The organism is Metabacillus sp. 84, from assembly GCF_050107715.1.
Classification (GTDB): domain Bacteria; phylum Bacillota; class Bacilli; order Bacillales; family Bacillaceae; genus Metabacillus_B.
Genome location: NZ_JBNILN010000001.1, coordinates 21,561 through 42,665, shown reverse-complemented (window position 1 = coordinate 42,665; position 21,105 = coordinate 21,561). Strand labels below are relative to the sequence as shown.

Below are 21,105 nucleotides of genomic sequence, written 5' to 3'. Positions count from 1 at the left end.
CAGTAAAAGAAGACCAATCGGGAGTCCCGGTTGGTCTTCTTTTACTTATCGGTATTATTAATCTTTGTTTTGCAGCGCCTCGCAGCCTTCATCACCTGTTCTGATTTTGTAGGCATTGGATAATTCATAGGTGAAAATTTTCCCGTCTCCCGGTTTGCCGGTCTTAAGAATCCTGCAGGCCAGATCCACTACATCCTGGACTGGAACTTTGCAGACAACAATTTCGATCTTCAATCGTTCGTACATATTGATTTCTCTTTTAGCCCCCCGGTAAAACTCCGTAAAGCCCTTTTGAAGCCCGCATCCTCTCACAGTTGAAACAGTTATCCCGCTGACGCCTATTTTACCCATTTCCTGCTTGAACTCTTCAAATCGGTCCGGACGGGATATGATTTCTATTTTCGTTAATTTTTCACTCATTTATGCTGCCCCCCTGCTTTTTAAAGGTTAGACTCCTGGTATGCTTTTTCACCGTGCAATGTAAGGTCGAGTCCCATGGATTCCTCTTCATCGCTTGCTCGGATGCTGACAATAAAACTTACCGCTTTTATAAGAATGAAGGTTGCGGCTCCTACGAACACGTAAGTGGCACCAATGGCTATCAGCTGCTTTAGCAATAGCACAGCGTTTCCATAGAAGAGTCCGTCAGCCCCGGCAGTGTTTACGGAAGTTGTCGCGAACAAACCGGTTGCAATTCCTCCCCATGTACCGCCGATTCCGTGCAATCCGAATGCATCCAATGCATCATCATAGCCAAGCTTTTCTTTTAGAAAGAATACTCCCCAGAAGCAAACGGCTCCTCCGATGAGTCCAATGACGATCGATGCTGCCGGTGTAACAAATCCGCAAGCAGGGGTAATGGCAACAAGTCCGGCTATTGCCCCGGAAATAGCCCCGAGCATAGTTGGTTTTTTATTAATAAGCCATTCAACGAGGATCCACCCAATAATACCTGTAGCAGCAGCTGTATTGGTGTTAATGAAAGCGGTCATTGCGACATCATTCAAAGTAAGGGCACTCCCGACATTGAACCCGAACCACCCAAACCAAATCAGCATGCCTCCAAGCAGAGTTAGCGGGAGATTATGCGGGGAAACAGAATTTTTGCTTTTTCTCGTACCGATGACAACCGCCAGCACCAGTCCGGCTACACCGGATGAAATATGAACAACATTCCCTCCCGCAAAGTCCAAAGCACCAAGTTCCCGGAGCCATCCCCCTACTCCCCAAACCCAGTGGGCTACGGGAGCATATACGAGAAAAGTCCATAAAACACTGAACAGCACAAAAGCTGAAAACCTCATTCGCTCTGCGAAAGCTCCTGATATAATCGCACATGTTAGAACGGCGAACGTCAGCTGAAACATCATATATAAGCTGTGGGGAATTGTGGCGCTGTAATCAGGATTAGGCTCAAAGGTGACCCCCTGAAGGCCAATCCAGTCAAGCCCTCCAATAAACGCGTTTCCTGTTGTTGAAAAAGCCAGTGAATAGCCTGCAATAATCCAAAGGACTGAAATGATGGCAATGGAACTTAAACTGTACATCGCAGTACTGAGAACATTTTTGCTCCGGACCATTCCTCCGTAAAATAAGGCAATACCCGGAGTCATAATCCACACCAGCAAGGTTGCTACGAACATAAGTAACGAGTCGCCCATCTGCATTGCTAATTCCTCCTTCAATATTCATTGTTTTTCTTCATGTTAGCTTATATGACATTGGTTGTTATATAAAGTATCATATGTGAAAGAACAAATAATATCAATAAGAATTTTCAAATAAATCAATATTTTTATATGTAAGCAGATACATTTTGTTAGAAAATCTAACATAAAAAATGCTGATCTTCTGAGAAGACCAGCATCGGATAAAATCTCTTAGAGTTTCGTTTTTAAATCTGCAAATCGCTTGTTCAATCCATCTTCAAGATTTTGAAGGAATGGGTAGCCATGTGCTTTTTGAATGGCGGCTGATTGTGTTCTTAGCTGTTCGTATGCCGCGATCTTCTGTCTTGCTCTTGAAGTGGCTCCGGATTTTATGCTCCGATCCATATAATTGAGCAGACGGTGCATAGATACCTGGTTCATCGTTCGTTCACGGGATATTTTAGCAGGTTTGATATACTGTGTTAGCTTAGCCTGGCGAATAGAGGCTCCAGGCACCTGGCCGATTTCTCTTTCCGTTGCGGAAATCGCTGAAACCAATGTTCCGTATTGCCTGTCAAGAGAAGTGATGCTTGATCCAGCTATGGCTTTATTGTAATCTCTAGTTCTGATTTGAAGAATCATCCCGTATAAATCAGCTTCCTGGCCTTCGAGGCTTGCAGAGATCGAGGCAGGCAGGCGCGGGTAGCTTCCGGATTTTTTGAACTGAATGGTTTTAGCTTGAAGCCTGTCCAGTGCGGCAAGCTGTGACTGAGCCTTTGAAATCTGCCCGGAAGAGATGCTTTGTTTTATTGAAAGCATCAATCTATGCTGGGACATTTCGTACATACTGCCTGCAATCGTGATTTTGGCAGGTGTCACATATTTTTTCAAAAGATCGTTTCTTTTGCTTTTGCCCGGAACTTTTCCGATGGCTTTTTCTGTTGCCCTCAGCTCTGAGGTTACCCCATCATATAGAGTATGCATTCTCGTTATGCTTCCGCTGCTGATAATGCTTTTGTATTTAGCGGTGGCCTGCATCAATTTTTTTCCTTGATTGCCGGCTGCTGAATAGGCGGAGTACTGGGATTTTAATGAATACCCTTTTTTCCGGGCAATCGTTTCGAAGGAATCTCCGGATTTCAAAATGATCACCTTTGTCATTTTCTCCACTTGCGGGTATAGCCACCTTACATCGCTGTTGTGCATCCTTACACAGCCGGAGCTTACGTATTTTCCGATTGAGCTTTCATTGTTATTGCCGTGGATGGCATAGGTAGTCCCGTATGTACCTCTTGCGTCAAGCCCAAGCCATCTGTCACCGAGTGGGTTGCGGGGATCGCCTCCGGGGATGCTATTTGTATAATAAGGCCGGTTCACAATCTTTGAAACAATTTTAAACGTCCCTTCCGGTGTCAGGCTGTCGTTCCGTCCTGTAGCAATGCGGAATGTCCGTATGAGTTTGCCGTGATCAAAGAAGGCAAGCTTGTTAATCGATTTGTTTATAATAATCAATTGATCCCCTGCAGCAGAAGCAGCAGGAACATTCCCTGCCAATACCAGACTGAACGCCAGCACAATCAGACACATGAGCTTTTTCATATTTCTCCCCCTTGGATTATCTGAAACTACCAATATATTGTAATTCAGGAAAAAATAGAAAATTGTAGAACCTTGTAAGGAAATTAAGCTTACTATAAATTTTGCAAACGCTGTGTTTAATTGAAGGGGATAAAAAGGTGCCGAGTTCATTAAAGAGACGGCAAGGGGGATTTAATGGGGCATTGCGACTGTCGTGAAAAGTGGAAATAAAAAAGGCACCTGAATAATCAGGTGCCTCTGCGTATTGCGGCGGGGGACCAAACGCCACATCGTTTGTACCTTAAAGGTGCGTCCCCCGTCTTATGCAACTCAGCTCATCGCCCTAGTACTATATCACGATTTAAAGAGGGATGCAAGGGGGGCAGGATGATTAACAGGCGTATGACAAGCCGGGAAGGACTGCGTGAAAGGGAACCCTCAGGCTTCAGGAGCAGGTGGAATTTCCCCTGTTTTTTAAAATTGGGAAGTGTGCTTTCAGGATAGGCAGTTTGACGGAATTGGTATATAATTTTAAAGAGATTATCGAAGGGGACGAATGAAAATCATGAAAATCGGAATTAGGAATAAAATCCTATTCGGCTATGCAGTCATTCTTATTTGTTTAATTGGGTCGATTTTGCTGATAAACAGCCAGATATCCCAAATGCAGAAACAGAGAAATTTTATTATAAATCACGATTTGCAGATTTTTAACCTGACGGGTCAGGCAGAAACAAATTTGCTTGAAATGCAGACCGGCCAAAGAGGTTTTGTCTTAACAGGGGATGAGGACTATGCAAATTCCTTTGAGACTGCCAATGATGAATTAGAAGAAAACTTCAAGGATCTTGGCGTGCTTTTGAGCGATAACCCTTCCCAGCAGGAAAAGCTGGAAACGATAAAAGGGAATATCAATGAATGGATTTCAGAAAGAGGTGAACTCCTCATAACTTTAAAAAAACAAGGAAAGGAAGAGGAAATCACCTCAATTTATGAACAAAGTCCCGATTCCGGTGAGATTCAGGCGGTCCGCGGTCAATTTGAATCATTTCGGAGCACGGAACTCAGCTTAACGAAACAAAGGGCAGAGCAATTGGATGCCCAGAACCAGGGACTCCGGCTGACGATGTACGGCCTTATGCTAGTGACAATTATTATTTCAATTGTTACTGGATTGGCCATTTCCAGATCCGTTGTTTCCACCGTGCAGCAGGTAATCAACAATATTAAAGCAATGACAGTCGGAGGCAGCCTATCCACTCGTCTGAAGGTAAAGACAAACGATGAGATCAAGGATTTAGCGGTAGCTACAAACGGTCTTCTGGATGTTATGGAAGAACGAAGCTGGATTCAGACAGGCATTAATAAAGTGAATACAGACAATCAAGGGATCTCTTCTCTCGAGCCTTTGGGAGAAACATTCCTTAAAAATATTGCAGAAATGACAGGTTCGGCAATGGGTGTCTTTTACGTGAAAGATCGCAAAGTGTTTGTTAAAAAGGCTGGATATGCATTTGACGAAGAGCTGGGAAAGACTTCATTCGGTCTTGGAGAAGGTCTTGCCGGACAGGCAGCACTGGATAGAAAAGTAATGGCTGTCAATGAAATCGGCAAAGACTATCAGCCAATTTCATCCTCTTTGGGGCAGATCAAGCCAAACAGTCTGTTAATTGCTCCAGTATTATACAAAGGGGATGCAGTAGCGGTCATTGAACTTGCAAGTGTTTCTGAATACTTGCCGAAGCACATTCAGCTGCTCGAAGCACTCGTCGAGTCAATGGGGCTGACGGTCAACAGTGTACTCGGCCAAATGGAAATCAAACGTCTTCTCGCTGAATCCCAGGCCATGACTGAAGAGCTTCAAACTCAATCGGAAGAATTGCAGACTCAATCAGAGGAACTTCAAATGCAGTCAGAGGAGCTGCAGATGATCAACGAACAGCTTGAATCGAGAAGCGAAGATGCTGAGGATAAATCCAAAGAGCTTGAACAGGCAAAAGAAGAGCTCGAAGCACAGGCGAAGCAGCTGATCGCTGGCTCTAAATACAAATCCGAGTTCCTGGCCAATATGTCCCACGAGCTTAGAACACCGCTCAACAGTATCCTGATCCTCTCTGAGATGCTTGCTGAGAATACAGGGAAAAAACTTGCTTCTGAAGAGCAGGAATTTGCAGAGATCATTCACTCTTCAGGCCAGGACCTGCTTAACCTGATTGATGAAATTCTGGATTTATCCAAAGTTGAGTCTGGCAAGCTGGAAATTCATTTCAGTGAAGTGAATGCGGCAGGAATTCCAGAGTATATCGAACGGAACTTTGATCACATAGCAGCCCAAAAAGGACTGTATTTGAATATTGAGTATTCCACCGACGTGCCGGACTTGGTTTATACGGACGAAAAGCGCTTGAATCAAATTATTAAAAATCTTCTGTCCAACGCGTTTAAATTTACAACCGAAGGCGGTATTACGGTTTCGATCAATCAAAATGGAGAAGGTCAGATCCTGATTGCCGTAAAAGACACAGGAATTGGAATCCCCCCTGAGAAGCAGGACGTAATTTTTGAGGCATTCCAGCAGGGCGATGGTGCGACTGTCAGAAAGTATGGAGGCACGGGGCTCGGTCTTTCCATCTGCCGTGAACTCGCCAAGCTTCTTGGCGGAGGGATTACCCTGGAAAGTGAAGAAGGAAAAGGCAGTATATTTACTCTGACGTTTCCTGCCCATCCGGATCTGGCAGAAATATCTGAGGAACAGCGGTCTCAATATGAAGCGGCTGTCGGAGCCGAAACCATTGCAGTCCAGGAAATGCCGGCACCGAATACTCCAGAAAATGAAGATGTATTTGCAGGAAAGAACGTTTTGATTGTGGATGATGATTATCGGAATATTTATGTTCTTGAAGCAGCCCTAAAGAGTGAGGGCATGAACGTCATCACAGCTGAAAACGGCCTGAAGTGCCTGGAGCTTCTCGAAACCGGGCAAGAATCGGTCGATTTAATCTTGATGGATATCATGATGCCGGTAATGGATGGCTATGAGACAATGAAAATGATTCGCCAGGAGTATAGCATGACGGATGTGCCGATTATTGCCCTTACAGCAAAGGCGATGAAAAACGACAGGGAAAAATGTCTTGAAGCAGGAGCCTCGGATTATATCAGCAAACCGCTTAAAATTGAGCAGCTTCTTTCTGCTATGAGGGTCTGGCTAACAAAGTAAAAGAGGTTGAAGCAAATGGAAGAGAAAGATCTAAATTATCTGGAAGAGTCCTCATCGGGTTTGCGTGAAGAAATAGAAATGGACTTGCTGCTCGAAGGCATCTACAGGCTTTCAGGATATGACTTTAGAGGCTATATGAGATCCTCGATTGGAAGAAGAATTCAAAACCGGATGAGAATGGAACAAATCAACCGCATTTCGAGCCTGTTGGACAGGGCGATCCATGAACCTGAAATGCTAAATACCCTGTTAAACGATTTTTCCATCAATGTGACGGAGATGTTCCGGAATCCTAGCTTCTTCCGTTCTTTCAGGGAAAAAGTCGTTCCGCGGCTGCGTGAACTGCCTGCAGTCAGAATCTGGCATGCCGGCTGTTCGACAGGAGAAGAAGTGTATTCTATGGCCATCCTCCTTGAAGAAGAAGGCCTTTCTGAACGAACCCATATTTATGCGACAGATATGAATGAACGGGTATTGGATCAGGCGAAAAAAGGAAAGTTCGCGTTAACCAAAATGCAAAATTATACTAAGAACTACCTCTTATCAGGGGGAACCCGCTCATTTTCAGAATTCTACTCTGCGGACGAGCGATTTGCCTATTTTCGCCCCGAGCTGATGAAGAATATCAGTTTTGCCCAGCACAATCTGGTGACGGATCAATCGTTTAACGAGTTTCATGTCATCATTTGCCGGAACGTACTGATATACTTTACAGGAACCCTGCAAAATCAGGTCCACCGACTCTTCCATGAAAGCTTGTGCGAGGGTGGATTCATAGGGCTCGGTGATAAAGAATCACTTAAATTTACAGAAGTAGCTTACGATTATCAGGAATTTGATCCTGCTGAAAAAATCTACCGGAAAATAAAATAACAGGCTTCTGGCAGCTAAGCATACAAATGAAAAACCCAGGAACGCTCTCTGCAGAGCATTCCTGGGTTTTTGTTTTTAGATGAAGGACATTTCCCCTTTATTAACATTGGGCAATGAAGGCCCGGGTGTACGATCGCTGCTCCCTTGAATCATTAACAGGCACATGTCATCCTTCTGAGGGCGTTCCTGATCCTGGAAACCAAGCATGTGGATAGGGGAATGGCCAGTTCCAGACCATTTCTGACTGGCCATGAATTTCAGTTTTTCAAGCACGGCCGCTTCATCTTTGCCGGAATTCTCATAAACCCCATCTGTGAACAGCAGAAGCTGGATATCCTCATCATAGGATAAAACTGTACTTGTAATTTGAATTTCTTCAAAAAAACCGACCGCGCAGCATCCTTTATCCAAAGAGATCACTTCAGAGCTGTCAACTAAGGCATAGCCGGGCGGATGACCGGCATTCACGTATTCCACAGTCTTTGATTCTGTATCAATCACAAGGTAGATGGCTGTAAAATAATAATTATGTTCCTTTGTCTGATTGGCCAGAAGTGCCATGTACCGGTTTAGTTCCTCAATCACCAGGACAGGATCGGCCAGCTGCTTGATGGAATCCCTCAGTACAGACGAAATGTACATGCAGATTAGAGACGAAGAGATACCATGTCCCATCATGTCAAGCAGGATTACACCATATTTGTGGTCGCTGAAACGATGCCAATAATACATATCTCCTGCCAATTTATTTGAAGGCAGGTGAGAAACATGGATTTGGATGTTTTTTTCATTAAGCGGTGGATTTAAGAGGCTTTTTTGAATCTGCATGGCTAAATCCAGTTCGTGCGAGAGCTTTTGCTCCTGTTCCGCATGCCAGTCCTTCTCCTGTTTTAACCTTAAAGCCACCCGGATTCTGGCAAGAAGCTCCACCTTATTAATCGGCTTCGTAATGTAGTCATGTCCCCCTACATCAAGAGCTTCTGCCAGCTTGTTCGAGTCTTCCAGGGCGGTGACAAATATAATGGGGATTTCTTTCAACTGCTCAACCTGCTGGATTCTTCTGCATGTTTCGATGCCGTCCATATCCGGCATCATAATGTCGAGCAGGATCAGATCAGCTTTCGGAGGAGCAGAACCGGGTGAGTCTATTTTCAAATAGTCAAATAATGCCCGGGCAGATGGAAGAGATACATTGTCTTCGTACCCTGCATTTTTCAGGATTTTCTCTACTACAAAAAGATTAACTGGGTGATCATCTACAATTAGTATTTTCATTTCCGGCTCCATACTTAGATTTAATACTAATAGTATACTAAAAGATGATCAAAAGCGGGAGTCAAGGTGTTTATGGAATGACTGAAATTTCACCAGCAAGCATATTTTCACAGCTTATAGGGAATGAAAAAATATAAGAGGAAAGGGAGGGTTTAGAATGGGGCAGGCTGAACTGGTGTATGATGCAAAAGCAATTCTGGCTGAAGGACCTGTATGGGATGACCGTGAGAATCTCTTATACTGGGTGGATATTCACGGTGAAGCAATACATATATTTAACCCGGAAACCAAAAACGATCAATTAGTGAAAATCGGACAGAAAATTGGAGCTATTTCCATTGCTGAAAAAGGCGGTTTTATTGCCGCATTAGAAGAAGGCCTCTATTTTATTGATCCGAACTCGGGAGAAAAAACCTTTATTATCAACCCGGAGGAAGACAAGCCGGATAACCGTTTTAACGATGGAAAGTGCGACCCGAGAGGAAGATTTGTTGCCGGCACCATGCAAAAAGAAGGACAGGGTAATAAAGGTGCCCTATACAGCATTGGCGAGGACCATCAGGTGCAAAAGCTGATAGAAGAAGCAGGAATATCAAACGGGCTTGCCTGGAGCAAAAGCGGTGAAACGTTCTATTATATTGATACACCTACACAGAAGGTTGTGTCCTATGACTACAATCTGGAAACTGGAACTCTTTCTAACAAAAGGGTGGTTATTGAAGTTCCGGAAGAAGAAGGGCATCCTGATGGGATGACAATTGATGAAGAGAATATGCTTTGGATCGCTCATTATAATGGGTCGAGAGTATCGAGATGGAATCCCGAAACAGGGAATAAGCTTGAAGAAGTTCATTTGCCGGTGACACAGGTTACATGCTGCACATTCGGCGGGACAGATCTTGATGAATTGTATATAACAACCGGCCGCGAGAACCTGGAGGATGAAGAGCTCGCAAAGCAGCCGCTGGCCGGCTCGATCTTTAAAGTGAAAACCAATACAAAGGGAAGAAAAACCTTCAGATATAAGGGGTAAACCATTTCTTTTCTGCCTGCAAAAGACACTCAATTCAGGGAAGGCGGGAATTCCGCCCTCCTTTTGCTGAGTGGCTTTTTTAGGTCTTTCCAAGGTAAAGGGTGAAGCTTCCAGAATTATGCTAGAATGAGAGAGTAAATTGATAGAGGGGGCTCGTGGAATGAATCAAATTCCTGTTTCTGTACAACTGTACACCTTAAGAGATGAATGCTCAAATGATTTTTTGAAAACGCTTAAAAGAACAGCTGAGATTGGTTTTAATGGAGTGGAATTCGCCGGGTACCATGGCGTGAACCCAGTAGAACTCCGTAAATACCTTGATGAAATCAATCTTCGCGCCTCAGGCAGCCATTTCGTTTTAAAAGAAATGGAGGCAAACCTGGAAAAACACATCGAGACACAGCAGATTCTGGGAAGCAAGCATCTGATCATTGCATATCCGTACGAACGGATGGAAAAAGAAGCCGAATACCACGAACTGGCAAAAAAACTGAATACAATCGGGGAAAAAGTCCATAATGCCGGTCTGACCTTAAGCTACCATCACCATGAATTTGAGCTGATGGATTACGAAGACGGCAAAACAGGTCTTGGGATAGTATTAGAAGAGACCAATCCCGAATGGGTTCAGACCGAGCTGGATGTGTACTGGCTGACACATGCCGGGAAGAATCCTTTGGAATGGATGGAGCGCTACAAAAACCGCTTGCCGCTCGTTCATATGAAAGACATGGAAAAGAGTGCGGACAAGGCTTTTGCAGAGCTTGGGACTGGCGTCATCGATATCAAGTCCATTACGGAAAAAGCGCTGCAGACAAAAGCAGAATGGCTTGTAGTAGAGCAGGATGTCTGCAAGAGGCCGCCTCTGGAAAGTATTGAGATCAGCTATAACTACTTAAAGGATCTGCTGGTAGAAGCATAATAAGAGCACCTATTTGACAGGGGGCGCTGACCACTCCTGGCTTTAGGAGTTCGAAGAAGGTGAAGAGGCGGAAAATCTTAGGGTCGGGGCGATGCTCCGACCCTTTTAATCATCTACTTAAAGAGCCGAGTACCGTAAATTTTTTGTCGAAAAGTCTTTATATCAAAAGTACGGACAATAAAACTGAAGTACGGACAATAAAATAAAAGTACGGACAATAAAACCAGAATACGGACAATAAAATAAAAGCACGGACAATAAAACAGAAAAACCAGTCGGTAAAAGCATAACCCGGCCTCCTGCCAGGGCCGAGTACCGTAAATTTTTTGTCGAAAAGTCTTTATATTAAAAGTACGGACAATAAAACTAGAATACGGACAATAAAACTAGAATACGGACAATAAAACTAGAATACGGACAATAAAATAAAAGCACGGACAATAAAACAGAAAAACCAGTCGGTAAAAGCATAACCCGGCCTCCTGCCAGAGCCGAGTACCGTAAATTTTTTGTCGAAAAGTCTTTATATTAAAAGTACGGACAATAAAACTAGAATACGGACAATAAAATAAAAGTACGGACAATAAAACCAGAATACGGACAATAAAATAAAAGTACGGACAATAAAACAGAAAAACCAGTCGGTAAAAGCATAACCCGGCCTCCTGCCAGGGCCGAGTCTGCGGACTTATCACTAATTCAGGGAGAATTCCTAGTGATTCGCTTAAAAAAATCTATAAATACCTCTGTTTTCTCAAGAGAGATTATTCCAGCTTTTTTTTAGAATTTTGAGGCTGCCCGTTCCTGCCACTACGCGACTAAACGTCTATATAACGTGTAATCCCAGCAGGGCAACAGAAGCAAACACTCTGTTTCTTTAAACAAAGAAAGCTCTCTCTCCAAATAAGATAAAAGGGCCCCGACTCCATTTATGTTCTCCAAGCCCCCATAAGAAACTGGAGCAGCAGTTCCAGCATCATCACAACAGAATGTCTCCAGCTCTTAATTAAACTGCCAGTTAACAAAAATTGAAGCGCTATGGGAAAGAATAATGGCAATAAAAAACAAAGGGAACTCCATCATTGTTGGAGTTCCCTTCCTCAATTTACTGAAAGAAAGGGCATCGTCCATCTTAAATAACTTCAAGCCAGTTAGATATTATTTCTCTGATTTTTTCTTCATTAGCTTTAACCTGATATTTGTCAGAAAATTTAAGTATAGCTCTGTCAGCTGCTTTCCATTCTAATAATCCACTTGGATCGGCAATCAGAGGTTCATAAGTCTTTCGTTCTTTTATCTTAGCACCGCAATGAAATATGAGTCGGAAAAATCCTTTTCCTTGAAGATTTAAGGTAATTCGGTCTTCGCCCTCATAACAGAAACTGGGTGCATTCCATTTTATGTGTTCAGTAATATTACGATCAGTGCTTAAGATGATAACTCGAACCTTTTCTATTTCTTCTTTAAGGGGATGTTCTAGGTTTTTCATAAATTCCTGCACCTGTTCAGGGCCAGATAACATCCCTCTTTCAACTGATTTTTTATTTTTTGTCATTATTGCTTACTACCCCCATAGATTTTTTGAAAATTCCGATAAAACAAGTTTACCATAGGGCGTATTGGCAGAGACCACGAATCTTTCAACCATTCTCTTGCTAACCGCTCCCCCGTCCTTTCAGGATTCTTCTGTCACACCACTAAACCGATTGATCCAGCCCTTTAAACGAATGTGATTACTAATGACATTCTAAATGGAGCAGTCTCCCCACCTTTTACCATCCGATTTATGCCCAGGTCCTTTTTTCCTTGCATATTGTCAAAAGTACCAGCCAAGCATAAGTGCCAAGATCATTGGAAGCAGAAAGCTCAGAACCGCAACTCCATCTAATCAGGTTTTTGGATGGTTGATTGCAGGTAGCAGGCATTCGCTTATCCAAGGGCGGGCGGTAAGCCTTCCCGGCACTTTGCGCCAGCAGGGCATCACCTGTCCCGCTGCTCTTAGCACGGAGTCTCTTGCCTTCCACTCCAGTCAACAGATGTTAATAAATCAACATCATACATGAACAAAGCCTTAAATAGTAAAAAAAAGGTTGCTATAAAAGTGTCTTACACATATAATACACTTATAAGTGTATGAACTAAGTGGTACACACAGTTGGAACACGGAGGTGCATAATGAATCAGATTTTCAACAGCCGAGACCCTGTTTATTTGCAGGTCGTACGCTATTTTAAAGAGAAGATTGCAACCGGAGAGCTGCAATCAGGACAGGAAATACCTTCAAGGAGGGAAATAGCAGCCATGCTAAATATTAACCCTAACACCGCTCAAAAGGCTTATAAGGAGATGGAGGAACAGAAGTTAATTTTTACAGAAAGAAATGTGCCAAGCAAAGTGACAAACGATGCTGCTGTTTTAAACAGTGTTCGTGACGAGCTGATTATGGAGGCGGTGGATACGTTTATTGAATCAATTAAGCCCATCCGTGTACCTGTAGAAGAATTAATGCAAATTATCCATGCTAAATATAATCAGGAATCATCGGGGGAATGAAAATGATTGAGGTTAAAAATGTCTCAAAGAAATACGGCCGGAGAACAGTACTGGACGGAGCAGCTTTTGAGGCGGAAAAGGGCGAGATTACATGTTTAATAGGGATGAACGGCGCAGGGAAAACAACCCTGCTAAAGACCATTATGGGCATAACGCCATTTCAGTCAGGGAGCATTCTGATCGACGGGGAAACTATGAGCCCGGCTATGCTTGAGAAGATTACCTACATACCGGATGCTCCGATCATGCAGCCCCGCATGACTATCCAGGAATTCATGGAATTTATGGAAGATTTCTACCCAAACTGGAACCGGGAGCGCGCTTTTGAGCTTCTTCATTTCTTTAAGCTCAGCAAAGGGGAGAAAATCTCAAACCTTTCAAAAGGGAACGCAGCAAAAGCGAGCCTTCTGATGGGTCTGGCTTTGGATACAGAATATCTGCTGATGGATGAGCCTTTTTCGGGGATTGACCTGTTCAGCAGGGAACAGATTGCGAGAGTGTTTACGAGCCATTTAATTGACGGACGCGGAGTCATCATTACTACACATGAGATTCAGGATATCCAGCACTTGCTCGATAAGGTCGTTATGCTTGAGAGCGGAAGAGTGGTTAAGCAGTTTAATGCGGAAGAAATGAGAATCAGTGAAGGAAAATCAGTCATTGATGTGATGAGAGAGGTGTATCGCTGATGAAGCCCTTTGTTAAGCTTTTGAACTTCGAAATAAACCGGTTTTCCAGGATTTATCTGGTCTTGATTCTTTTGACGGTAATCTGTCAGTTTACGAGTGTAGCATGGGAATCCAGCAATATGATGGATCGGGCTGAGACGGTTATGCGTGAAAAGGGACTGCAAGCAGATGATTTTCTTAAACAAAGCCAGCCCTTCTATTTTTCAGATATCCACAACAGCCTGTTATTTATGGCGCCTATCGTAATCGGTATTTGCGCTTTGCTGTTTTATAATTTCTTTATTTGGTACAGGGATTGGTTTACCGGCAGCCCCTTCATATACAGACTGCTAATGATCCCGGTATCCAGAATGAAAATCTTTTATGCAAAAACAGCCGCTTTGCTGTTAATGGTTTTCGGTCTGATCGCTTTCCAAATGATTTTGTTTCCAATTGAAGACGGTTTGTTTCATATACTCGTTCCAAGTGATTTTAGGACTTCAGTTCCATACTCTGAAACACTAAAATCAAGTCTTCTATTGTCCTTATTAGTACCTGAAACTTTTTTGGAATTTATCCTTTACTATGGGATAGGAATCATGCTTGTCCTTTTGCTCAACACGTTTATTTTATTTGAACGAAGCTTTAGATGGCTGGGGATTTGCATGGCTTTCGTTTTTGGTCTTGCTGCAGCTTTGATCCTCATGATTCCTTTTTTGCTGAATCAGACGGGAGCTAGACTCTATCCAAGTGAAATTATTTACCTGCAAATTGCAGCCGCAGCGTGTGTAGCCCTGATATCCTTTATGGCAAGCAGATATTTGCTTCAGAAAAAGATTACAGTATAGGGAGCTTAAACTATATGAAAAAATATTGGAAAACAGCGATACTGGCTATTTTGGCAATTGCCGGAATCAGTTCTTTTTACGCACAGTCGGCTTACACGATAAGCCTCCTTCCTGATTTTAAGATAATTCCGGAGAGCGGCAGCACAGATGAGGAGATGGTTGTCTTAGCCGGCTATACAAATGTAATCAGTGGAGAGCCTGATTACGAAACACAAGAAAACCTGAAAATTACGAATGAGGGTACTATATACGTAAAAGAACTGAATATTTTTGAACGGCAGGACGTAAGGTGGATACCTGAATTTGAAAGGATTCAGCAGAATTATAAAGATTTTATGCGAGGCTATTCCGATGATAACATTTATGAGGATAATCAATGGCTGGCTAAAGCAGCGATTCTTTCAAATGGAGAGGATCGCACACACCGGTTTGAGATAGGAGTTTTAGATAAAAAAACGAAAAAAGAAATGGCCTTTAAGGCTGATGTACCGAATGATGAAAAGGAGTGGATGACGATTGAAGATGTTCAAAGAGTAAACAATGAGATCAAAATACTCGCTCAAAGCATGAATAAGAGTCAGGATCTTATACTTTACACGTTCAGCATTAAAAGCCGTGAACTCGTAAATAAAAAAAGGGTTTCAGGCACTCCTGATCAATCGATGAGAATGAGGACTTTAGGGCAGGTGAACGTTACCCAGCCCAATTCCGGAGTAGTTTATCAAAAAATAAGTACGAAAGAAATTGAAAACAGCGGAGAAGGCATTGGAGAAGAAATTATTTCTGAAGATTACTATTTTTCTGACTATCAGACAGGAAAGGAAGTGAAAATCAAGCTCCCCGTGCCAGCAGGTGATATCCAATTTTCATTGTTCGGGGGATCTTATCTTTATATGATGTCATCTGCAGGAGAGAATTTTTCGGTGCTTCGCTATAACATGAATACTCAAAAAACAGACCGTGAAACGGAAATCCCTGTAAACAGCAAAAATGCTGTCCAGGCCATTCAATTTAAACAGAACACCGTATACTTTTCTTTAAATAAAGTAGTACCCGCTATTAAAGGATACGACTTAAAAACAGGGAAAGAAGTTTATTCCTCAAAAATTTCAAGTGACCGTCATGAATCAAATAAAAAGCTGGAGATTCATAGCATTCAGTTTTTAAAATAGAAAACAAGCACCTCGAGCCGGAGGTGCTTGTTCCTGTTTAACTCTATAAACCAAGTAACTGGAAAGCGCTGGCTAACCGGTTTGTAAATGGCTTACCTTATTTTTTAGAATCGGCAATTGCCTGGGAAAGGGTCGACTTAATATTCGTTTTATCAAACGACAGGCCCAGCTGCATCGCTGTCATTGCAATTTCAGGCCGTATGCCTGAAATCGTTGTTTTTACACCGATTAGATTCAGCGTATCAATCAGCTGGAAAATCTGCTGAGCTACCATTGTATCTACCATAACCACGCCTGAAAGGTCGATATATAAGTGTTCTACTCCTTTTTCGGAGCATTGGGTCAGTGTATTTTCCAGGATGATTTTCGCTCTCGAAGTATCGATATCCCCTACTAACGGAAGGAGGGCATTTTTATTTTCAAGGCTGATAACAGGAGAGCTAAGCTCATAAATCATCTCCTGCTGCGCTTTGAGCTGTCTTTTAGAATTATTTTCAGCTTCTTCCACAAACATCAGGACAGCCGTATCAAATACATCCAGAATCTTGCTCGTCCATCCATCTGCAAGCTCCCAAGACACCTCTGCTTTATGCTGGAGGATGAATTCTTTAATCAGCTTCATATATTGTTTTCTTACACGTTTAAATTCTTTAATCACAATATGATTCGGTGTTTTAATGTGAGCGGAATCTATTGCAATCTTCTGCACCCACTCATAAAAGTCAACGAGAAAAGTTTCCCGCTCCTCGATCAGTATATTAGGTGCTTTCTGGTGGAATTCAAAATTCTGCTCCTTCAGCCCGGCAATTGTCTCGGGGTCTTTCGATCCGTAAACAGTAGAGGGATCGTAATTATCCAATGTATTATACCAGTCCTCAGTCAAATTGCGGGCGTGCTGACTAAAATAATCCCGAAGTGCCTGATTCATATTCATAAGCTTCCCCCTAAATAGATGAACTCTTCTTTATTATTTTACCAGAAAAAAGCAAGAGTTACTTCAAGAAGTTTCTGTGGAGTGAGCTGCCCGCCGTGAAAGGAAAAAGCCTTGCACGTATCCCCGCAAAAATTCGTCCCTCTCCTGAGGGGCTGAGCTCTTTCCGTGCTTGAAGGGGAAGACTTCTTTCGGAGTTCAATTATAAAGGAATCATGGTGAATGTTCTATCAGAATAAGGATTTTTATCCGCACCCTCCTGCTTGGAAGTCTCACCGTCTTTTCCGTTTCAGGAAACTCCCGCTTTTTAAATGAATAAGCAAAGCTGGCAATGTTTTAGGAAAAAAGTTAATACTTTAAAATACTAATTTTCTTAATCTATGTTCAGAATTCTGAATTACAGCCGATTTAATAGGTGTAGCAATTATATTAGGGGGCAAACCAGTATGAGATTAAAAGGTAAAGTGAGCATCGTTACAGGCGGTGCTGAAGGAATTGGAAAAGAAACGGCTATCCGTTTAGCCAGCGAAGGCTCTAAGGTGGTTGTCTCAGACTTAAACACAGATCTTGGTGAGGCGGTTGTGAAGGAAATCACAGCAAATGGCGGAGAGGCTCGCTTCACCAAAACAGATGTAACAAAATTTGAAGAAGTGGAAGCACTCGTCAGCTTTGCCGTTGAGACATACGGCTCTGTTGATGTGATGTTCAATAACGCCGGCATTGGAATGAACAAACCGTTTCTGGATCACTCACCGGAGGATTATCATAAAGTTGTGGATGTGAATCAGCATGGTGTCTTTTACGGGATGCTTGCTGCAGCGAGGAAAATGAAAGAATTGGGAACAGGCGGAGTCATTATCAATAATGCGTCCGTGTTTGGTTTCGTCGGCACTCTTGGCATTGCGGGATATCAGGCTGCAAAGGGAGCCGTTGTGATGCTGACTAAGCATGGCGCTCTGGAGCTTGCACCTTACGGAATCCGGGTCGTCGGAGTGGGACCTGCTGCCGTTAATACAAAAATTGTACAAGGATACCGGGATGCAGGACTTCTTGAATACATGGAAAAGCAGCAGCTGACGAGAAAGCTGATTGAACCGGAAGAAATAGCCGCTATCGTCGCGTTCCTTGCAACAGATGAAGCGCGGTCATTAAATGGGTCGGTTGTCATGGCGGATGATGGATTTTCAAGCTTTAAATCAGATATCAGACCATAGCAGAATCGGGGACAAGCAGCATGAAAGCTGCTTGTCTCTTGCAAATTAAATTAAAAGGAGTCTTCACCATGTTAACTGTACAGCAAATGATTGAAGCCGATTTTAAAAAGAAAAATACACTGATGTACATTGCTTTCGCTATCTCGCTAGTTCTTGCTTTAGTAAAATCAATTGGGGCGAATGAAACAGAAACCATCATCCTCTTTGCAGCAGAATTGATTTCCTTTACAGCTGTTTACATCGTATGCCAGAAAACCCTCAAAAAATTCATCCTGTTTCCTTTCATTAGTGTTATTTTAGTCAATGTGTTTACGATGGCAGGTATCTACTTTACGGGCGGGGGCTGGACTGTCATTGTTGTCACCTTCTTTCTTGCCATTTTTGCCGTCGTTCATTTCCACCGGCTTATTTTTGCCATTGGATACTCTCTTGGATTCACAACGATTATTCTGACTGCCCTGTTCGGGGTGAAGGAAGCAGAATCCATTCAGGCTAACCTTATTACGATCCTATTAGCTTACGTCCTCTCCGGTCTGCTGCTCGGAGTTTTAATTCACTTGAATAAAAAACAAGCCGGGATGATCAGTCAGCTTGTTCTCGATACAGAAGCTCGGGCAGCTGAAGAAAAGAATAAAAGCGACAGGCTAAAAGAGAATATGCAGCAAATTTTAATCAGTGTTTCTGAAGCCAGTGAAAGAATCCAGAGCAACCTGAATGCTCAAAGCGATATGAAGGCTGGGCTGAATGAGATTGCATCAGGCAGCTATCAGCAGACTGAGCAAATCACAAATATCTCACAAAACACATCAGTCTCCCACGAAATGATCAACAAGCTAAGTGCTCAAATGGAAGAGTTGCGAAAAGAAGCGGGAAAAACAGAAACGGTCACGGTAGAGGGTGAAGATACTGTCGCTTATTTCACTAAAGATGTAAAAGAAATTCAGGAAACGATCTCGGATTTAAATCGTTCCTTCCATGTACTCAGTGAAAAGGTTAAAGAAACCAACACCTTCTCTAACAGCATAAAGCAGATTTCCGAGCAGACAAATCTGCTGGCGCTGAATGCCTCCATTGAAGCAGCACGTGCCGGTGAGGCTGGAAAAGGATTTTCAGTCGTGGCAGAAGAGATACGAAAGCTCGCAGAAATGACGAACCATACAGCAGAAAACATAACGGACAACCTGCTGCAGGTAAATGAGGACAATGTCCAGACCTTGAATAAAATGGAAGAAAGCGAAAAGAAAATCGCCGGTGTACTCGGGTCTTCAGATAAAGTGGTCCAGTATTTTTCCACAATGAAAGATATGATCATCAAAATGAATGAGAATTTTCTTCATACAGGCGCAGTTTACAGCCAGGTAGTGGGTAATAGTTCTGAGGTGGAAAAATCAACTGCAGAGCTTGCTGCAATCATTGAAGAAGCAAGTGCCGGGCTGGAAGAGATGAACGCAGCTGTAGAAACCTTGACGGATGACAATAAGAAAATATCAAACTTAATGAAAGAAACGTCCCTGAAAGCGCAGGAAATCATGAATTCAAATAAAAACCATTAAAAAAAGGAGTCCATCTGGGCTCCTTTTTGCCTGGTATGAAAAAGATGATAGAATAGACAATAACAATCATACTCAGAGAAGTGCGGGGATCATTATGAGCGACAATGTGAAAATAGAAATGCTTAATGAAGAGATCAAGATGCTGAATCAAAAAGTCGATGAATGCGAGCAGCTGATAAAGGATTTGTCTGCCCCGATCATACCGTCAATCGTCCCTGAAACAATTTTAATCCCCTTCAACGGTATTCTATATGCAGAACGGTTTGAGGCCATGATTGTAAAAATCATGGATTATACATTCGGCCATAATGTGAATACGGCCGTTATTGATTTTACGGCCATATCAAAAAAAGAGATTCCGGATCTCGTCCAATTTCAAAAGTGTATGGAAAACTTAACAGCTGCTCTAAAGCTAATGGGGGTGCAGGTTCTTTATGTAGGATTTACCCCTGCTGTTACTAAAATTTTAGTAGAATCAAGATTGGATATTCTAAAGGAAATGAAAACATTCTCAAGCTTCAGAACGGCTCTCCAATTTTTAATGAAGGAAAAAGGAATGATTTTTCAAAAAGCCGACCATACATAAGCTTTGAGTCATATACTTTGCTGCGAGGGCAGCAGGTCCGGCTGAAAAATCCTCAGAGAATAAAACGTAAGGGGTTTGATATGAAAAAACTTCAAGATAAACGAATTGTATTCGCAGGACAAAGAAAAGCAGAGGAAATCAGGAAATTAATTGAAAACCATGGGGGAACATTTCTTCACCGTCCGGCTCAAGGCACTGTGTTTTTGAACGATGAACAGCTGGAACGTGATGTGAGGAAAATCATGAGCGGTCATTTTGACTGGATTATTTTCACGACAGGAATGGGAGCGGACGCAATATTAAAGAAGGCGGATGAAATAGGCGAAAAAGATGGGTATCTATCTGCTTTAAAAAGAATGTCCATAGGAATCAGAGGGTACAAAACAGCCCAGTTTCTAAAAAAACTGGACCTCGAGGCTGCGGTCAGAGATGATGATGGCAGCAATGCAGGGTTATTGAGAGAACTAAAAAAACATCATTTCGAGGGGAAGAAAGCAGCTCTGCAGCTTCATGGTGAACAGGCACCGGAATTGACCGGTTTCTTTCATTCAAATAAAGCAGAGTGCTGCGAAATCCAGCCATACCTTCATACATCTCCAGACGAAAAAATAATGGAAAAACTCATTCATGAAATACTCGAGAGAAAAGTAGAAGCTGTTTTCTTTACAAGCAAGCCGCAGGGTAAATTTCTTATGGAATTTGCCCGTGTAAAAGGCGTTGAAGAAAAGGTGATCCATGCTTTTTCAACAGATGTCGTGGCTTTGGCTGTCGGGAAAGTAACAGCACAGACTTTACAAGAAACAGGCATTACCCGCCTTGTAGTGCCGGAGCTTGAAAGAATGGGAAGCGCGATTGTGGAGCTGGGAAACTATTATGAAGAGAGCCTTTTATGATTCTTTAATGATCAAGTCATGCGTTTACTAGAGTAAATTATCTAAACAGTCTTAGGACTGTTTTTTTAGTTTCGGGAAGGAACGTCACTGCAGAAGGTTTAATAGTTGATGGAACTGGCCTGGGCAATCAGTTCAAG

At 42.7% G+C, this 21,105-nt stretch carries 18 protein-coding genes; 12 read left to right on the top strand and 6 right to left on the bottom strand.

What is annotated here, in order from left to right; genetic code table 11:
- Window positions 1–57: 57 nt before the first annotated feature.
- The 3 genes from ACQCV8_RS00195 to ACQCV8_RS00185 all read right to left on the bottom strand — a co-directional run bounded on the left by ACQCV8_RS00195 (window position 58) and on the right by ACQCV8_RS00185 (window position 3,248).
- Window positions 58–420 carry a P-II family nitrogen regulator gene (locus ACQCV8_RS00195; RefSeq protein ID WP_426842528.1) on the bottom strand — a complete coding sequence of 121 codons (363 nt, stop codon included), beginning with the start codon at window positions 418–420 and terminating at the stop codon, window positions 58–60.
- A 20-nt stretch (window positions 421–440) separates the two neighbouring features.
- Entirely contained in the window at window positions 441–1,667 is a 1,227-nt protein-coding gene (locus ACQCV8_RS00190; RefSeq protein WP_426842527.1) for an ammonium transporter, read from the bottom strand.
- Between the two features lie 213 nt (window positions 1,668–1,880).
- Complete coding sequence (locus ACQCV8_RS00185) at window positions 1,881–3,248, bottom strand: L,D-transpeptidase family protein (protein ID WP_426842526.1); 1,368 nt, start codon at window positions 3,246–3,248, stop codon at window positions 1,881–1,883.
- A 544-nt stretch (window positions 3,249–3,792) separates the two neighbouring features.
- On the opposite strand from ACQCV8_RS00185, the gene ACQCV8_RS00180 reads away from it, so the two are divergent.
- Window positions 3,793–6,447 carry an ATP-binding protein gene (locus tag ACQCV8_RS00180; protein ID WP_426842525.1) on the top strand — a complete coding sequence of 885 codons (2,655 nt, stop codon included), beginning with the start codon at window positions 3,793–3,795 and terminating at the stop codon, window positions 6,445–6,447.
- A gap of 15 nt (window positions 6,448–6,462) precedes the next feature.
- Window positions 6,463–7,320, top strand: coding sequence for a CheR family methyltransferase (locus ACQCV8_RS00175; protein ID WP_426842524.1), 858 nt, complete (start codon window positions 6,463–6,465; stop codon window positions 7,318–7,320).
- Window positions 7,321–7,395: 75 nt separating this feature from the next.
- On the opposite strand, the gene ACQCV8_RS00170 is transcribed toward ACQCV8_RS00175, so the two are convergent.
- Window positions 7,396–8,595: a PP2C family protein-serine/threonine phosphatase gene (locus ACQCV8_RS00170; RefSeq protein WP_426842523.1), complete on the bottom strand. Its 1,200-nt coding sequence runs from the start codon at window positions 8,593–8,595 to the stop codon at window positions 7,396–7,398.
- A 157-nt stretch (window positions 8,596–8,752) separates the two neighbouring features.
- Here ACQCV8_RS00170 and ACQCV8_RS00165 point away from each other — a divergent pair, with 157 nt between their 5' ends.
- Window positions 8,753–9,628, top strand: a complete 876-nt coding sequence (locus tag ACQCV8_RS00165; RefSeq protein WP_426842522.1) for an SMP-30/gluconolactonase/LRE family protein — start codon at window positions 8,753–8,755, stop codon at window positions 9,626–9,628.
- Window positions 9,629–9,788: 160 nt separating this feature from the next.
- Entirely contained in the window at window positions 9,789–10,550 is a 762-nt protein-coding gene (locus ACQCV8_RS00160; RefSeq protein WP_426842521.1) for a sugar phosphate isomerase/epimerase family protein, read from the top strand.
- A gap of 1,132 nt (window positions 10,551–11,682) precedes the next feature.
- Here the strand turns inward: ACQCV8_RS00160 and ACQCV8_RS00155 are convergent.
- Complete coding sequence (locus ACQCV8_RS00155; protein ID WP_426842520.1) at window positions 11,683–12,105, bottom strand: DUF1801 domain-containing protein; 423 nt, start codon at window positions 12,103–12,105, stop codon at window positions 11,683–11,685.
- Between the two features lie 620 nt (window positions 12,106–12,725).
- Between ACQCV8_RS00155 and ACQCV8_RS00150 the strand changes: the two genes are divergently transcribed.
- Genes ACQCV8_RS00150 through ACQCV8_RS00135 form a run of 4 tightly spaced genes read left to right on the top strand, consistent with a single transcriptional unit; the run spans window position 12,726 to window position 15,791 of the window.
- Window positions 12,726–13,103, top strand: a complete 378-nt coding sequence (locus ACQCV8_RS00150) for a GntR family transcriptional regulator (protein ID WP_426842519.1) — start codon at window positions 12,726–12,728, stop codon at window positions 13,101–13,103.
- Window positions 13,104–13,105: 2 nt separating this feature from the next.
- Window positions 13,106–13,792: an ATP-binding cassette domain-containing protein gene (locus ACQCV8_RS00145; protein ID WP_426842518.1), complete on the top strand. Its 687-nt coding sequence runs from the start codon at window positions 13,106–13,108 to the stop codon at window positions 13,790–13,792.
- A complete protein-coding gene (locus ACQCV8_RS00140) occupies window positions 13,792–14,619 on the top strand; it encodes a hypothetical protein (RefSeq protein ID WP_426842517.1) in 828 nt (275 codons plus the stop codon). Before ACQCV8_RS00145 ends, ACQCV8_RS00140 begins: the two co-directional genes overlap by 1 nt.
- Window positions 14,620–14,633: 14 nt before the next feature.
- Window positions 14,634–15,791, top strand: coding sequence for a hypothetical protein (locus ACQCV8_RS00135; RefSeq protein WP_426842516.1), 1,158 nt, complete (start codon window positions 14,634–14,636; stop codon window positions 15,789–15,791).
- Between the two features lie 97 nt (window positions 15,792–15,888).
- On the opposite strand, the gene ACQCV8_RS00130 is transcribed toward ACQCV8_RS00135, so the two are convergent.
- A complete protein-coding gene (locus ACQCV8_RS00130; protein WP_426842515.1) occupies window positions 15,889–16,725 on the bottom strand; it encodes an STAS domain-containing protein in 837 nt (278 codons plus the stop codon).
- 443 nt (window positions 16,726–17,168) lie between these two features.
- Here ACQCV8_RS00130 and ACQCV8_RS00125 point away from each other — a divergent pair, with 443 nt between their 5' ends.
- The 4 genes from ACQCV8_RS00125 to ACQCV8_RS00110 all read left to right on the top strand — a co-directional run bounded on the left by ACQCV8_RS00125 (window position 17,169) and on the right by ACQCV8_RS00110 (window position 20,968).
- Window positions 17,169–17,936 (top strand): SDR family NAD(P)-dependent oxidoreductase, encoded by a 768-nt coding sequence (locus ACQCV8_RS00125; RefSeq protein WP_426842514.1) that lies wholly within the window; start codon window positions 17,169–17,171, stop codon window positions 17,934–17,936.
- A 68-nt stretch (window positions 17,937–18,004) separates the two neighbouring features.
- On the top strand, window positions 18,005–19,489 hold the full coding sequence (locus ACQCV8_RS00120; protein ID WP_426842513.1) for a methyl-accepting chemotaxis protein: 1,485 nt from the start codon (window positions 18,005–18,007) through the stop codon (window positions 19,487–19,489).
- 94 nt (window positions 19,490–19,583) lie between these two features.
- A complete protein-coding gene (locus tag ACQCV8_RS00115; protein WP_426842512.1) occupies window positions 19,584–20,075 on the top strand; it encodes an STAS domain-containing protein in 492 nt (163 codons plus the stop codon).
- 80 nt (window positions 20,076–20,155) lie between these two features.
- Window positions 20,156–20,968 carry a uroporphyrinogen-III synthase gene (locus ACQCV8_RS00110; RefSeq protein WP_426842511.1) on the top strand — a complete coding sequence of 271 codons (813 nt, stop codon included), beginning with the start codon at window positions 20,156–20,158 and terminating at the stop codon, window positions 20,966–20,968.
- Window positions 20,969–21,105: the final 137 nt, after the last annotated feature.